At 68.3% G+C, this 14417-nt stretch carries 13 protein-coding genes; 12 read left to right on the forward strand and 1 reads right to left on the reverse strand.

The genetic code is table 11. From position 1 onward, the window contains the following. Positions 1 to 7: 7 nt before the first annotated feature. Entirely contained in the window at positions 8 to 1126 is a 1119-nt protein-coding gene (locus tag LRM40_RS08010) for an MlaE family ABC transporter permease (protein WP_151122211.1), read from the reverse strand. 228 nt (positions 1127 to 1354) lie between these two features. Here LRM40_RS08010 and LRM40_RS08015 point away from each other — a divergent pair, with 228 nt between their 5' ends. The 12 genes from LRM40_RS08015 (at position 1355) to accD (ending at position 14354) form a co-directional block, all read left to right on the forward strand. After that, on the forward strand, positions 1355 to 2254 hold the full coding sequence (locus tag LRM40_RS08015; protein WP_151122210.1) for a LysR family transcriptional regulator: 900 nt from the start codon (positions 1355 to 1357) through the stop codon (positions 2252 to 2254). Positions 2255 to 2314: 60 nt separating this feature from the next. Next, entirely contained in the window at positions 2315 to 3727 is a 1413-nt protein-coding gene (leuC, locus tag LRM40_RS08020) for a 3-isopropylmalate dehydratase large subunit (protein ID WP_151122209.1), read from the forward strand. Between the two features lie 11 nt (positions 3728 to 3738). Beyond that, positions 3739 to 3873 (forward strand): entericidin A/B family lipoprotein, encoded by a 135-nt coding sequence (locus LRM40_RS08025; protein WP_375138545.1) that lies wholly within the window; start codon positions 3739 to 3741, stop codon positions 3871 to 3873. A 9-nt stretch (positions 3874 to 3882) separates the two neighbouring features. Further along, positions 3883 to 4533 carry a 3-isopropylmalate dehydratase small subunit gene (gene leuD / locus LRM40_RS08030; RefSeq protein WP_151122208.1) on the forward strand — a complete coding sequence of 217 codons (651 nt, stop codon included), beginning with the start codon at positions 3883 to 3885 and terminating at the stop codon, positions 4531 to 4533. A gap of 47 nt (positions 4534 to 4580) precedes the next feature. Beyond that, positions 4581 to 5681 (forward strand): 3-isopropylmalate dehydrogenase, encoded by a 1101-nt coding sequence (gene leuB, locus LRM40_RS08035; RefSeq protein WP_151122317.1) that lies wholly within the window; start codon positions 4581 to 4583, stop codon positions 5679 to 5681. Positions 5682 to 5777: 96 nt separating this feature from the next. Beyond that, the gene (gene asd, locus LRM40_RS08040; protein WP_151122207.1) at positions 5778 to 6905 is read left to right on the forward strand and encodes an aspartate-semialdehyde dehydrogenase; all 1128 of its coding nucleotides are present in this window, start codon (positions 5778 to 5780) and stop codon (positions 6903 to 6905) included. A gap of 298 nt (positions 6906 to 7203) precedes the next feature. Further along, positions 7204 to 9906, forward strand: coding sequence for a FimV/HubP family polar landmark protein (locus LRM40_RS08045; protein WP_231067791.1), 2703 nt, complete (start codon positions 7204 to 7206; stop codon positions 9904 to 9906). Beyond that, on the forward strand, positions 9893 to 10732 hold the full coding sequence (gene truA / locus LRM40_RS08050) for a tRNA pseudouridine(38-40) synthase TruA (RefSeq protein WP_151124852.1): 840 nt from the start codon (positions 9893 to 9895) through the stop codon (positions 10730 to 10732). The genes LRM40_RS08045 and truA overlap by 14 nt, the downstream gene beginning before the upstream one ends. Before the next feature lie 17 nt (positions 10733 to 10749). Beyond that, entirely contained in the window at positions 10750 to 11409 is a 660-nt protein-coding gene (locus LRM40_RS08055; RefSeq protein ID WP_151124853.1) for a phosphoribosylanthranilate isomerase, read from the forward strand. Positions 11410 to 11429: 20 nt separating this feature from the next. Then, positions 11430 to 12641 (forward strand): tryptophan synthase subunit beta, encoded by a 1212-nt coding sequence (gene trpB / locus LRM40_RS08060; protein WP_151124854.1) that lies wholly within the window; start codon positions 11430 to 11432, stop codon positions 12639 to 12641. Beyond that, positions 12638 to 13450: a tryptophan synthase subunit alpha gene (trpA, locus tag LRM40_RS08065; protein WP_151124855.1), complete on the forward strand. Its 813-nt coding sequence runs from the start codon at positions 12638 to 12640 to the stop codon at positions 13448 to 13450. The genes trpB and trpA overlap by 4 nt, the downstream gene beginning before the upstream one ends. A gap of 31 nt (positions 13451 to 13481) precedes the next feature. Beyond that, positions 13482 to 14354: an acetyl-CoA carboxylase, carboxyltransferase subunit beta gene (gene accD, locus LRM40_RS08070; RefSeq protein ID WP_151124856.1), complete on the forward strand. Its 873-nt coding sequence runs from the start codon at positions 13482 to 13484 to the stop codon at positions 14352 to 14354. Positions 14355 to 14417: the final 63 nt, after the last annotated feature.

Here is a 14417-nt window from a genome sequence, read left to right on the forward strand (position 1 = left end):
GCCATGCTCACCATCCCAGCCGCTGGAACATGATGGTCAGCACCGAGGCGGCCACCACCATCCAGACGATGGACTGCACCACCGCTGCGGTGGTCGCATCGCCCACCGCCTGGGCGCTGCGGCCGGCGTTCAGGCCCTGCCGGCAGCCGGCCAGGGCGACGAGGAAGGCGTAGACCGTGCCCTTGAGCAGGCCGATGCCCAGGTGGGTCAGCGTCAGGGCCTGGCCGCTGCGCACCAGGTACTCGGCGGATTCCACGTGGTAGATGCCCACCGCCACCAGCCAGCCGGCGGCCACACCGACGATGGCGGCGTACAGGGTCAGCAGCGGGGCCATCAGCAACATGGCCAGCAACCGTGGCAGCACCAGGTGCTCCATCGGCGGCAGGCCCAGGGATGCCAGGGCGTCGATCTCCTCATTGGCCTGCATGCTGCCCAGCTGGGCCGCGAAGGCGGCGCCCACCCGACCGGCCAGGATGATGCCGGTCATCAGCGCGGCGATCTCGCGCACCACGCCGATGGTCACCAGGTCGGCGATGTAGATCTGGGCGCCCAGGCGCTGCAACTGGGCCGCGCCCATGTAGGCCACGATCAGGCCGACCAAGAAGCTCACCAGCGAGACGATGGGCAGGCTGGCCGGGCCGGTGGCATGGAGCTGGAACATCAGGTCCTCGGCCCGCATCGCGCTGCGCCCGCGCAGGCTGCGCAGCAGGGCCAGTATCAGCTCCCCGATGAAGCCCAGCGTGATGCGCAGCCGGGCCTGGGATTCGGTCAGCCGCAGTCCCACGCGTGCCAGCCAGCCATGGGCCGGCTGTGCGGACCCTGCGCTGGCTTCGGCGGCCCGGGCCAGGGCCAGCACCTCACCCAGCCCGGCGGGCAGTTCTTCCCAGCGCAGCCGGTCGCCCGCCTCGCGTGCGAGGGCCCAGAGCTGGGCCGCCAGCAGGCTGTCGAAATGGGTCAGGCCCCGGCCATCCACCACCAGCGGGCCCGTGGACGGCGCCGCCGTCCATGTCAGCACGCCGTCGCGGCCATCGCCTGCCAGCACCAGGCGGGATTCCGCGTCCCCCTGCTGCCACCGGAGGGGGGCGTCAGCGGGGGGCGGCGGGGCTGCGGGCGAGGTCTCGGTCATGCGTGGGAGAAGGGCGGCTGGAGAGGCGGCCTGAGGGTCGACTGTAGTCGCTGACGAGGGCGACTGCCCGAAAGGCTAGTGGGCTGACGCGGGCGAGGCGCTTGCGAGGCGGAATCAGACACGAGAGAATTCGCGGTGCGCGAACGCTCCGTGGTTCATCTCCGTGTGCATGTGCTTCAGCCTTCGTGCAATATCGCATTTCTTGCCTCCCCGGCAACCTTCGCCGCCATGCGCTTCGATCTGGTCACGCTCAACCTGGTGCTCGCCATCGCCGAAACCCGCAACATCACGCGGGCGGCGGAACGCGAGCATCTGGCGCTGGCCGCCGCCAGCAAGCGCCTGAAGGATCTGGAAACCCGCCTGGGCGTGCAGCTGTTCGAGCGCCGCGCCCGCGGGGTGGAGACCACCGAGGCCGGGCGCGCGCTGGTGCGCCACATCCGCAGCCTCAACGCCTCCCTGCATGCGCTGGAGAGCGAGGTGGTGGAGTTCAGCCGCGGCATCAAGGGCCATCTGCGGGTGGCTGCCAACGCCGCGGCCATCGCCGAGTCCCTGCCCGGTGACCTGGCGGCCTTCTCGCGCGAGCATCCGCAGATCCGCATCAGCCTGGAAGACCTGACCAGCGCAGAAGTGCAGGCCGCCGTGGCCGATGGCCGCGCCGACGTGGGCATCTTCGTCGGCCCCGCCACCGATGGCCGCCTGAGCACCTGGCCCTACCGCGCGGGTGACCTGGCCGTGGCCCTGCCGCGCGGCCATGTGCTGGCCGGTTCGGGGCAGGCCCTGACCTTCGACCAACTGCTCGATTTCGACATCGTCGGGCTGCCCAGCGGCGCTTCGGTGCACCAGCGCATGCTGCAGCGTGCCCTGGAGGCCGGCCGCACCCTGAATGCGCGCCTGCAGGTGCGCGGCTTCGATGCCATTGCCCAGTTGGTGGACGCCGGCCTGGGGGTGGCGGTGCTGCCCGCGGCCGTGGCCAGACGCTTTGAGCGCCTGTTCGCCATCGAGGTGCGTCCGCTGGACGAGCCCTGGGCGCACCGACGCTACCTGCTGGCCGCGCGCAGCCAGCCCGTGCTGCCCACCGTGGTGCAGCGTTTCATCGACGCCCTGGTGGCCCGTGCCGCCGAGGCCTGAATCCCCGACAATCCCGCCTCTGGCTTTTTCGCCATTTCTCCCGCCACAGAAGCCCTTGCCATGACCGCTCGCACCCTCTACGACAAGCTGTGGGACGACCACGTCGTCCACACCGAGGAAGACGGCACCGCCGTGCTCTACATCGACCGCCAGCTGCTGCACGAAGTGACCAGCCCGCAGGCCTTCGAGGGCCTGGATCTGGCCGGCCGCAAGGTCTGGCGCCTGTCGGCCAACCTGGCGGTGAGTGACCACAACGTGCCCACCACCGACCGCAGCCACGGCATCGCCGACCCGGTCTCCAAGCTGCAGGTGGACACGCTGGACGCCAACTGCGACCGCAACGGCATCACCCAGTTCAAGATGGGCGACATCCGCCAGGGCATCGTCCACGTGATCGGCCCGGAGCAGGGCGCCACGCTGCCCGGCATGACGGTGGTCTGCGGCGACAGCCACACCTCGACCCACGGGGCCTTCGGTGCGCTGGCCCACGGCATCGGCACGTCTGAAGTGGAGCATGTGCTGGCCACCCAGACCCTGCTGGCCAAAAAGGCCAAGAACATGCTGGTCAAGGTGGAAGGCGCGCTGCCCAAGGGCTGCGGCGCCAAGGACATCGTGCTGGCCATCATCGGCAAGATCGGCACGGCCGGCGGCACCGGCTACACCATCGAGTTTGCCGGCTCGGCCATCCGCGCCCTGAGCATGGAAGGCCGCATGACGGTGTGCAACATGGCCATCGAGGCGGGTGCCCGTGCCGGCCTCGTGGCGGTGGACGACACCACGATCAACTACGTCAAGGGCCGCCCCTTCAGTCCCAGCGGTGTGGAGCTGGAGCAGGCCATCGCCTACTGGCGCACGCTGCACTCCGACCCCGGCGCCCACTTCGACAAGGTGGTCGAGCTGGACGCCGCACAGATCCGCCCGCAGGTCACCTGGGGCACCTCGCCCGAGATGGTGCTGTCCATCGAGGACCGCGTGCCCGATCCCGACAAGGAGAAGGACGCTGTCAAGCGCGACGCCATGGAGCGCGCGCTGACCTACATGGGCCTGGAGCCCAACAAGGCGCTGGCCGACGTGCGCATCGACAAGGTCTTCATCGGCTCCTGCACCAACAGCCGCATCGAGGACATGCGCGAGGCCGCTGCGGTGGTCAAGCGCGTGGGCGGGCGCATCGCCGCCAACGTCAAGCTGGCGCTGGTGGTGCCGGGTTCGGGCCTGGTGAAGGCGCAGGCCGAGGCCGAGGGCCTGGACCAGGTCTTCAAGGCCGCCGGCTTCGAGTGGCGCGAGCCGGGCTGCAGCATGTGCCTGGCCATGAATGCCGACCGGCTGGAGCCGGGCGAGCGCTGCGCCTCCACCTCCAACCGCAATTTCGAGGGCCGTCAGGGCGCGGGGGGCCGCACCCACCTGGTCAGCCCGGCCATGGCCGCTGCCGCCGCGATGGCCGGCCACTTCGTGGACGTTCGTCGCATCGCCTGAAGGAGTTTCCCGTGATCAAGAAGCTGCTGTTCGTGCTGGCCGGTCTGTCGGTGGTGCTGCTGACCGCCTGCAACACCATCGAGGGCATGGGCAAGGACATCCAGAAGGCCGGCGAGAGCATCGAAGGCGCGGCCAAGAAGAAGTGAGGCACTGACATGGACCAATTCACCGTGCACAAGGGCCTGGTGGCCCCGATGGACCGCGAGAACGTCGACACCGACGCGATCATCCCCAAGCAATTCCTGAAGTCGATCAAGCGGACCGGCTTCGGTCCCAACCTGTTCGACGAGTGGCGCTACCTGGACCACGGCGAGCCCGGCCAGGACCCGGCCACGCGCAAGCCCAACCCGGACTTCGTGCTGAACCAGCCGCGCTACCAGGGTGCCTCGGTGCTGCTGGCGCGCGCCAATTTCGGTTGCGGCTCCAGCCGTGAGCATGCCCCCTGGGCGCTGCAGCAGTACGGCTTCCGCGCCATCCTGGCGCCCAGCTTTGCCGACATCTTCTTCAACAACTGCTTCAAGAACGGCGTGCTGCCCATCGTGCTGCCGGCCTCGCAGATTGCCCGCCTGTTCGACGAGGTGGCGGCCTTCCCGGGCTACCAGCTGACCATCGATCTGCCGCGGCAGGTGGTGGTGAAGGCCGACGGCACGGAACTGCCTTTCGACGTCCAGCCCTTCCGCAAGTACTGCCTGGTCAACGGTTTCGACGACATCGGCCTGACCCTGCGCCACGCCGACAAGATCAAGGCCTACGAGGCCGAGCGCCTGGCCAGGATGCCCTGGCTGAACCACCGCCTGCCGGGCTGAGCGCCATCGCTTCGCCTCGAACCAAGAATCAAGGAATCCCCATGAGCATGAAGATCGCCGTGTTGCCGGGTGACGGCATCGGCACCGAAATCGTCGCCGAGGCCGTCAAGGTCCTGAAGGTGCTGGACCTGCCCTTCGAGATGGAAGAGGCCAAGGTCGGCGGCGCCGCCTACGAGGCCCACGGCCATCCGCTGCCCGAGAGCACGCTGGCGCTGGCCAAGTCGGCCGATGCCATCCTGTTCGGCGCCGTGGGCGACTGGAAGTACGACACCCTGGACCGCCCGCTGCGTCCCGAGCAGGCCATCCTGGGTCTGCGCAAGCACCTGGGCCTGTTCGCCAATTTCCGCCCGGCCCTGTGCTACGAGCAGCTGACCCATGCCTCCAGCCTCAAGCCCGAGCTGGTGGCCGGTCTGGACATCCTGATCATCCGCGAGCTGACCGGCGACATCTACTTCGGCCAGCCGCGCGGCCGCCGCACCGCGGTGGACGGGCACTTTCCTGGCGCCGAAGAGGCCTTCGACACCATGCGCTACTCGCGCCCGGAGATCGAGCGCATCGCCCACGTCGCCTTCCAGGCCGCCCGCAAGCGCAACAAGAAGGTCACCAGCGTCGACAAGGCCAATGTGCTGGAAACCTTCCAGTTCTGGAAGGACGTGGTCACCGAGGTCCACAAGGACTACCCGGACGTTGAGCTCGAGCACATGTACGTGGACAACGCTGCCATGCAACTGGTGCGCGCACCCAAGAAGTTCGACGTGGTGGTGACCGGCAACATGTTTGGCGACATCCTCTCGGACGAGGCCGCGATGCTGACCGGCTCCATCGGCATGCTGCCCTCGGCCTCGCTCAATGCCGAGAACCGCGGCCTCTACGAACCCAGCCACGGCAGTGCGCCGGACATCGCGGGCAAGGGCATCGCCAACCCTTTGGCTACAATCCTGTCCGCTGCCATGATGCTCCGTTTCTCACTCCAACAGCCTGAAGCCGCCGACCGGATCGAGTCGGCAGTGCGCGCTGTGCTGGCCGCGGGCTATCGCACCGTGGACATCTGGAGCGAGGGCACCCAGAAGGTGAGCACCCGCGAGATGGGCGATGCCGTGGTTGCGGCCATTGCCGGTAAAACCATTACCACCATTACCAAGAGCTGACAGCTCGGTTCCGTCTCGCCCCCACACCCTGGACCCCGGCGAACGAGCCGGGGGAGTCAGGGGTCCGGGACAACACGCTTCACAAGGAAACTGGAAATGGCACTCGTAGGTTTGGTCGGCTGGCGCGGCATGGTCGGCTCGGTTCTGATGGACCGCATGGCGGCGGAGAACGACTTCGCCCACTTCGAACCCCTGTTCTTCTCGACCTCCAATGCCGGCGGTCAGGCCCCGGCCCAGGCCAAGAACGAAACCCAGCTGCAGGACGCCTTCGACATCGACGCGCTCAAGCGCTGCGACATCGTGCTGACCTGCCAGGGCGGTGACTACACCTCCGAGGTCTTCCCCAAGTTGCGCGCCGCCGGCTGGAACGGCCACTGGATCGACGCCGCCTCGACCCTGCGCATGAAGGGTGACGCGGTCATCGTGTTGGATCCGGTCAACCTGCCGGTGATCAAGGACTCGCTGGCCAAGGGTGGCAAGAACTGGATCGGCGGCAACTGCACCGTGTCCTGCATGCTGATGGGCGTGGGCGCGCTCTACAAGGCCGGGCTGGTCGAGTGGATGTCCACCCAGACCTACCAGGCCGCCTCCGGCGGTGGGGCCCAGCACATGCGCGAGCTGCTGACCCAGTTCGGCACCCTCAACGCCGAGGTCAAGGCCCTGCTGGACGACCCCAAGAGCGCCATTCTGGAGATCGATCGCAAGATCATCGCCAAGCAGCGCAGTCTGTCCGCTGCCGAGACCGCCAACTTCGGCGTGCCGCTGGGCGGTTCGCTGATCCCCTGGATCGACAAGGATCTGGGCAACGGCATGAGCCGCGAAGAGTGGAAGGGCATGGCCGAGACCAACAAGATCCTCGGCCAGGGCGAGGGCTTCGGCACCGCCGCGGTGCCGGTGGATGGTTTCTGCGTGCGCATCGGCGCCATGCGCTGCCACAGCCAGGCCCTGACCTTCAAGCTCAAGAAGGACGTGCCGGTGGCCGACCTGGAGGCCATGATCGCGGCCGACAACGAGTGGGTGAAGGTGGTGCCCAACACCCGCGAGGCCACGATGCAGGACCTGACCCCGGTGGCCACCACCGGTACGCTGACGATTCCCGTGGGCCGCATCCGCAAGCTGGCCATGGGGCCCGAGTACGTCGGGGCCTTCACCATCGGCGATCAGCTGCTGTGGGGCGCTGCCGAGCCGCTGCGCCGCATGCTGCGCATCTTGCTGGAAGCTTGATGTCGGTCGGGGTCGGTCTCCGCCATGCCGGCTAGGCTGGTGAACCGATCCCGGAAGCGTCTCCCGCTGATCGGGCGTTGTCGCAAGGCAACGCCCTTTCTTTTGGCTGTTACCAATTGCGTCGAGCAGGGGTAACTCGGGGCTACCTTAGGGATTGGATGAGTTTGGCAAGCTATATGCTTGATACATTTCGTATTTCCAGAGAAGCGGCCACATTGGTGTGTCCGGGCCTGGAGCTGCCAGTCGTTGAGGTCCTGTCTCCTCACAGCTTTTGACGGATCGCGATTTCGGAGACGCTTTGAAGAATCCCACCACACCCGCCCGTGGCTACCTGCTCAGCGCCGTCGGCGCCGCAGCCCTGCTGCTTTGCCACACCTCGGCGTCGGCCTTCAGCCTGGGCCGCATGACCGTTCAGTCCGCACTGGGTGAGAACCTGCGGGCCGAGATCGAGGTCACCAACCTGTCGCCGGAAGAAGCAGCCACGCTGCAGAGTGCCATCGCCTCCGGCGAGGCCTTCCGTGCCGCCGGGGTGGACTTCAACCCCGCGCTGTCGGGGGCCGAGGCCACCTTGCAGCGACGTGCCGACGGCCGTGCCGTGATCCGCATCGCCGGCACCCGTGCGGTGTCGGAGCCTTTCGTCGATCTGATCCTGAACTTCACCTGGTCGGGTGGCCGGCTGCAGCGCTCCTACACGCTGCTGATCGACCCCCCGACGATGAAGGCCGCGCCGGCGCCCGCTGCACCGACCACCGCACCGGTGCTTTCCGCGCCGCCTGCGCCCCGTGCGGCAGCTCCCGTGGCGCCCCCCCGTCCCCCGGCCGCAGAGCCCGCGCCGCCCAAGCCGGTGGCCGCGGCGCCGCGGCCGGCCAGCAAGCCCGCGGCCCCGGCCGCTGCGGCATCCGACACCTACTATGTCCGCGCCGGCGACACCCTGTCGGGCATCGCGCGTCGCCACGCCCAGTCCGGCGTGTCGCTGGACCAGATGCTGGTGGGCCTTTATCGCGGCAACCCGGATGCCTTCGCCGGGAACAACATGAACCGGCTGAAGGCCGGTGCCAAGCTGTCGGTGCCGGACGCCCAGACCGCCGGTGCCATCACGAATGAAGAGGCACGCCAGGTCATCCAGGCCCAGAGCGCGGATTTCGCCGCCTTCCGTCAGCGCCTGGCCCAGTCGGCGCCCGCGGTGAAGTCCAACGAGTCCGAGCGTCAGACCACCGGCAAGGTGGAAGCCGCCGTGCAGGATCGTAAGACTCCCGCCACGGGGCCGGCCGACGAACTCAAGCTGTCCCGCCCGAGCGTCAAGTCGGGCGCGGAAGCCAAGGTGTCCAAGGAGACCGAGCGCAAGGCGGCCGAGGCCCGTGTGGCCGAGTTGTCCCGCAACGTCCAGGAGCTCAAGAAGCTCTCGCAGGGGACCGCGGTGGCCGTGGGTGGTGCATCCTCGGCGCCTGCCAAGCCGGGTGTGGCGGTGCCTGCTGCGACGGTGACCCCTTCCGCGCCGGTGGCCTCTGCGCCGATGCCCCCGGTGGTGGCCAGTGCCGCCACGGTCGCGTCCTCGGTGGCTTCGGCCGTGGCGCAGTCGGCCTCGATGCCGGCGTCCCAGCCCGCCAAGCCCAAGCCGAAGGCCAAGCCCCCCGTGATGCCGGCGCCGGTGCAGGAGGAGAGCTTCGTCTCCTCCATGATGGGCAACCCCATCGTGCCGGTGGCAGGCATCAGCATCGTGGCCCTGCTGGCCGGTCTGGGCGTGACCCGTCTGCTGCGTCGTCGCAAGCAGGGGGGTGCCAGCGAGACCTCGTTCGTCGAGAGCCGCATGCAGCCCGATTCCTTCTTCGGAGTGAGCGGCGGCCAGCGGGTGGATACCCGCGACGGTGCCAGCAGCTCCTCCTCTCTGAGCTACTCGCTCAGCCAGCTCGATGCCATCGGCGACGTGGACCCGGTGGCCGAGGCCGACGTTTACCTGGCTTACGGGCGCGATCTGCAGGCCGAGGAAATCCTGAAGGAGGCGTTGCGCGCCGATGGCGGCCGTGTGGCGATCCGCAGCAAGCTGCTGGAGGTCTACGCCAAGCGCGCCGACGCCCGCAGCTTCGAAACCCAGGCTCGTCAGGTGCTGGAGATGACCGGCGGCGTGGGCGACGAGTGGGAGCGTGCCAAGGAACTGGGGCGCCAGATCGATCCGGCCAACGAGCTGTACCAGCAGGGGGGGCCGATCACCGAGGTGGATATCGACACCTCCTCCGAGCCGCCGCCCGATCTGCGTGGTGAGCCCGAGGACGAGGCGCCTCGCGCCCAGCCGATGGCCGTGCCGCCCATGGCCGCCGGCCTGGCGTCTTCCGAGCAGGGCCCGGACACCCAGCCGTCCGAGCTGCCGCCGCTGGATCTGGACATCGACCTCGCCGCGGCCTCCAAGCTGAGCGGCTTGGAGAGCACCCGCCCGCTGTCCACCACCAGCGGTCTGCCGGATCTGCCCGCAGTTGAGATGCCCGCGGGCACGGAGCAACTGCCCGAGGTGCCGGTGACCGGCATGGAGCCGCTGCCCGATCTGGCCGAACTGCCGCCGTTCGAGGCCACACCGGAGGAGGCCCCTGTAGCCCATGAAGAGGCCCTGCCCCAGCCGGAAGTGGAGCCGGTGAGCGAGAGCAAGTCGATGGATTTCGACTTCGGTGATTTGTCGCTGGACCTGGGCGGCTCGACCGTTTCGCCGTCCGGCGAATCGGACGAGGTCTCCACCGCCTCGCCCGAGACACTGGACCTGCCGCCGGCGGCCCCCCTGGAGCCGACCACCACTGCACCTGCTGCGTCCGCCGAGGACGACTTCACCGACTCGATCGCCTTCGATCTGGAGGGCGATGCGGCCGATCCGCTGCAGCGCAAGGTCGAATTGGCCGACGAGTTCCGCCGCATCGGCGACGTGGAAGGTGCGCGCGACCTGCTGGAAGAGGTGGTGAGCAAGGCCGCCGAACCGCTGCGCAGCAAGGCGCAGGCCATGCTGGATGAGCTTGGCTGACACCGCAGTGGCTGGCGTGCCACCGCACGCCGGCCCGGCGGTGCGGCGCATCGCCCTGGGCGTGGCCTACCGGGGCGACGCTTACCACGGTTGGCAGAGCCAGCCCAGCGGGCGGACCGTCCAGGATCATCTGGAGTCCGCCCTGTCCCAGTTTGCCGCCATGCCGGTGCAGACGGTCTGTGCCGGTCGCACCGACACCGGGGTGCACGGGCTCAACCAGGTGGTTCACCTGGACACGCCCCTGCACCGCGAGCCCTTTTCCTGGGTGCGCGGCACCAACCGCTACCTGCCGCCGGACATCGCCGTCCAGTGGTCGCGCGAGGTGCCTGCCAGCTTCCACGCCCGCAACAGTGCCCGCGGGCGCCGCTACTGCTACATGCTGCTGGAATCACCCGTGCGTCCGGCCATCGAGCGGGGTGGGGTGGGCTGGGTCTTCCGGCCGCTCGATGGCGAGGCCATGCGCAGAGCCGCGGCCTGTCTGATCGGCGAGCACGATTTCAGCTCCTTCCGTTCGGCCGAATGCCAGGCCCTGTCGCCCGTCAAGCGCATGGACCGGATCGCCATCGAGCGGCGCGGCGCCTACTGGCGCTTCGAATTCGAGGCGGTGGCCTTCCTGCACCACATGGTGCGCAACCTGATGGGCTGCCTGGTGGCGGTGGGCACCGGCACCCGGCCCGCCGACTGGATGGCCGAGGTGCTGGCCGCGCGCTCGCGCGACGCGGCGGCGCCGACCTTTGCGCCAGACGGGCTTTACTTTCTGGGGCCGAATTACGATGCGGAGCTGGATCTGCCGCGGCACACGCCCGCGATGGACTGGCTCCCCTGACCATCCCCCGTTTTCCCATGCGCCCCATCCCCGGTTCTCCCACCCGCATCAAGATCTGTGGCCTCACGCGGGAGGTCGATGTCGATGCGGCCGTGGCTGCCGGCGCCGATGCATTGGGCTTTGTCCTCTATCCGCGCAGCGCGCGGGCGGTGACGGCCGAGCGGGCAGGGGAACTGGCCCGGCGCCTGCCACCCTTCGTCACGCCGGTGCTGCTGTTCGTGAATGCCACGGATGAGGAGGTCGCCCGCGGCCTGGCCGCGGTGCCGCAGGCCCTGCTGCAGTTCCACGGCGATGAGACCCCCGGCGACTGCGACCGTGTGGGGCGGCCCTATCTGCGTGCGGCGCGGATGGCGCCCGGCTTCGATTTGTTAAACTTCGCCTCTCTCTACCCCCGTGCCAGCGGATTGCTGCTGGATGCCCATGTGGACGGCTATGGGGGCAGTGGAAAGGCATTCGATTGGTCACTCATTCCCGCAAACGTTCCCTCTCCGGTCGTTTTGTCTGGTGGGTTGAATCCTGCAAACGTGATCGATGGGGTGATGCACGTCCGGCCCTGGGCCGTTGACGTCAGCACCGGCGTGGAAGAGGCCAAGGGCATCAAGGATGCCGGCCTGATGCGCCGGTTCTGCGAGGCGGTGCGCGAGGCCGATGCCCGCATCGCCGATGCACTCACCTGATTGCCAAGGATTCTTTGACCATGTTCGAGTACCACCAGCCCGATGCGTCGGGCCATTTCGGGCCGTATGGCGGCCGCTTCGTCTCCGAGACGCTGACCCATGCGCTCGACGAACTGCAGGCCGCCTACGAGCACTACCGCCAGGACCCGGAGTTCCAGCGCGAGTACGCCTACGAGCTCAAGCACTTCGTCGGCCGACCCAGCCCGATCTATCACGCTGCGCGCCTGTCGCGCGAGGTGGGGGGCGCGCAGATCTATCTCAAGCGCGAAGACCTGAACCACACCGGCGCCCACAAGGTGAACAACACCATCGGCCAGGCCCTGCTGGCCCGCCGCATGGGCAAGCCCCGGGTGATCGCCGAGACCGGCGCCGGTCAGCACGGCGTGGCCACGGCGACCGTCTGCGCGCGCTACGGCATGGAGTGCGTGGTCTACATGGGATCCGAGGACGTCAAGCGCCAGAGCCCCAACGTCTATCGCATGCACCTGCTGGGCGCCAAGGTGGTGCCGGTGGAAAGCGGCAGCAAGACCCTGAAGGATGCGCTCAACGAGGCGCTGCGCGACTGGGTCACCAACGTCGAGAACACCTTCTACATCATCGGCACGGTGGCCGGCCCGGCCCCGTACCCGGCCATGGTGCGCGACTTCCAGCGCATCATCGGCGACGAGTGCCTGGTGCAGATGCCTGAGATGCTGGGCGGCGATCGCCAGCCCGACGCGGTGGTGGCGGCGGTGGGCGGCGGCAGCAATGCCATGGGCATCTTCTACCCCTACATCCCCCATGAGCACGTGCGCCTGATCGGCGTCGAGGCGGCTGGCCTGGGCCTGGAGAGCGGCAAGCACGCGGCCAGCATCTCCGCCGGCACGCCGGGCGTGCTGCACGGCAACCGCACCTACCTGATGCAGGACGACAACGGCCAGATCATCGAGACCCACTCGGTGTCGGCCGGCCTGGACTACCCCGGTGTCGGTCCCGAACACGCCTACCTGCACGACATCGGCCGGGCCGAGTATGTGGGCTGCACCGACGACGAGGCGCTGACCGCCTTCCACCGCCTGTGCCGCACCGAGGGCATCATCCCGGCGCTGGAATCCAGCCACGCGGTGGCCTACGCCATGAAGTTGGCCGCCACCATGCGGCCGGACCAGCATGTGCTGGTCAACCTCTCCGGTCGGGGCGACAAGGACATCAACACCGTCGCGAAGCTGGCGGGCCTGGAGGGCATCGCATGAGCCGCATCGCCACCACCTTCGAGAAGCTCGGTGCTTCGGGCCGCAAGGCCCTGATCCCCTACATCTGCGCGGGCGATCCGTTCGCCGATGGCACGGTCGAGCTGATGCACGCCCTGGCCGCCGGCGGCGCCGACGTGATCGAGTTGGGTGTGCCCTTCTCGGACCCGATGGCCGACGGCCCGGTGATCCAGAAGGCCGCCGAGCGCGCGCTGGCCAAGGGCATCGGCATGGTGCAGGTGCTGGACATGGTCCGAACCTTCCGCCAGAAGGATGCCAGCACGCCCGTGGTGCTGATGGGCTACGCCAACCCCGTGGAGCGCTACGACCAGAAGCACGGCGCCGATGCCTTCGTGAAGGATGCCGCGGCGGCCGGCGTGGACGGTGTGCTGATCGTGGACTATCCACCCGAGGAGTGCGCCGAGTTCGCGGCCAAGCTGAAGGCGCACGGGCTGGACCTGATCTTCCTGCTGGCGCCCACATCGACCGAGGCCCGCATGGCCCAGGTGGGGCAGATTGCCACTGGTTACGTCTACTACGTCTCGCTCAAGGGTGTGACGGGGGCCGGCAACCTGGACACCGCCGCGGTGGCCGAGGCCGTGCCGCGCATCCGCCAGCACGTCAAGGTGCCGGTGGGTGTGGGCTTCGGCATTCGGGATGCCGCCTCGGCCCAGGCCGTGGGCCGGGTGTCGGATGGCGTGGTCATCGGCTCCCGCCTGATCCAGTTGATCGAGAACGAAGCCCGCGAGCAGATTCCTGCCGTCGCGACTGCTTTTCTGCGGGATATCCGCAATGCATTGGATGCGCTATAAACGCGCGTCGTTTTGAAAGGAGCCTTGATCCATGAGCTGGCTTGAAAAACTGCTGCCGCCGAAAATCCAGCACACCGACCCGAGCGAGCGGCGCTCGGTCCCGGAAGGCCTGTGGATCAAGTGCCCCTCCTGCGAGTCGGTGCTCTACAAGACCGACCTGGAAGGCAACCAGAACGTCTGCCCCAAGTGCAGCCACCACCACCGCATCGGGGCGCGGGCCCGTCTGGATGCCTTCCTGGATGCCGAAGGGCGCTACGAGATCGGCCAGGAAGTGCTGCCGGTCGATGCCCTGAAGTTCAAGGACAGCAAGAAGTACCCGGAGCGTCTGAAGGCTGCGCTGGAATCCACCGGCGAGACCGATGCCCTGATCGTGATGGGTGGCTCGGTCATGAGCGTGCCGGTGGTCACCGCCTGCTTCGAGTTCGACTTCCTCGGCGGCTCGATGGGCTCCGTGGTGGGTGAGCGCTTCGTCCGCGGCGTGGAAGCCGCCATCGAGCAGAAGGTGCCCTTCATCAGCTTTGCCGCCAGCGGTGGCGCCCGCATGCAGGAAGGCCTGCTGAGCCTGATGCAGATGGCCAAGACCAATGCGGCCCTGACCTACCTGGCCAAGGCCAAGCTGCCCTACATCAGCGTGCTGACCGACCCGACCATGGGTGGCGTGTCGGCCGGCTTTGCCTTCGTGGGCGACGTGGTGATCGCCGAGCCCAAGGCCCTGATCGGCTTTGCAGGCCCCCGCGTGATCGAGAACACCGTGCGCGAGAAGCTGCCCGAAGGCTTCCAGCGTGCCGAGTTCCTGCTGACCAAGGGCGCGATCGACATGATCGTCGACCGCCGCCAGCTGCGTCATACCATTGCTCACCAGCTGGCCATGCTCCAGCGTCAGAGCGCCGACGCCGTCGCCTGAGTATCCTCTCGGTCTTTCGATGCGCCCCGGGTCCGCGCGCAGCGGTCCGGGGCGTTGCATTTG

It is taken from the genome of Ideonella dechloratans, assembly GCF_021049305.1.
Taxonomy (GTDB): Bacteria; Pseudomonadota; Gammaproteobacteria; order Burkholderiales; family Burkholderiaceae_C; genus Ideonella; species Ideonella dechloratans.

Bases quoted from the DNA above. Each gene is read 5' to 3' on its own strand.
- LRM40_RS08010 (WP_151122211.1), bottom strand. From the start codon at position 1,126: ATGACCGAGACCTCGCCCGCAGCCCCGCCGCCCCCCGCTGACGCCCCC.
- LRM40_RS08015 (WP_151122210.1), top strand. From the start codon at position 1,355: ATGCGCTTCGATCTGGTCACGCTCAACCTGGTGCTCGCCATCGCCGAA.
- leuC (WP_151122209.1), top strand. From the start codon at position 2,315: ATGACCGCTCGCACCCTCTACGACAAGCTGTGGGACGACCACGTCGTC.
- leuD (WP_151122208.1), top strand. From the start codon at position 3,883: ATGGACCAATTCACCGTGCACAAGGGCCTGGTGGCCCCGATGGACCGC.
- leuB (WP_151122317.1), top strand. From the start codon at position 4,581: ATGAAGATCGCCGTGTTGCCGGGTGACGGCATCGGCACCGAAATCGTC.
- asd (WP_151122207.1), top strand. From the start codon at position 5,778: ATGGCACTCGTAGGTTTGGTCGGCTGGCGCGGCATGGTCGGCTCGGTT.
- truA (WP_151124852.1), top strand. From the start codon at position 9,893: ATGAGCTTGGCTGACACCGCAGTGGCTGGCGTGCCACCGCACGCCGGC.
- LRM40_RS08055 (WP_151124853.1), top strand. From the start codon at position 10,750: ATGCGCCCCATCCCCGGTTCTCCCACCCGCATCAAGATCTGTGGCCTC.
- trpB (WP_151124854.1), top strand. From the start codon at position 11,430: ATGTTCGAGTACCACCAGCCCGATGCGTCGGGCCATTTCGGGCCGTAT.
- trpA (WP_151124855.1), top strand. From the start codon at position 12,638: ATGAGCCGCATCGCCACCACCTTCGAGAAGCTCGGTGCTTCGGGCCGC.
- accD (WP_151124856.1), top strand. From the start codon at position 13,482: ATGAGCTGGCTTGAAAAACTGCTGCCGCCGAAAATCCAGCACACCGAC.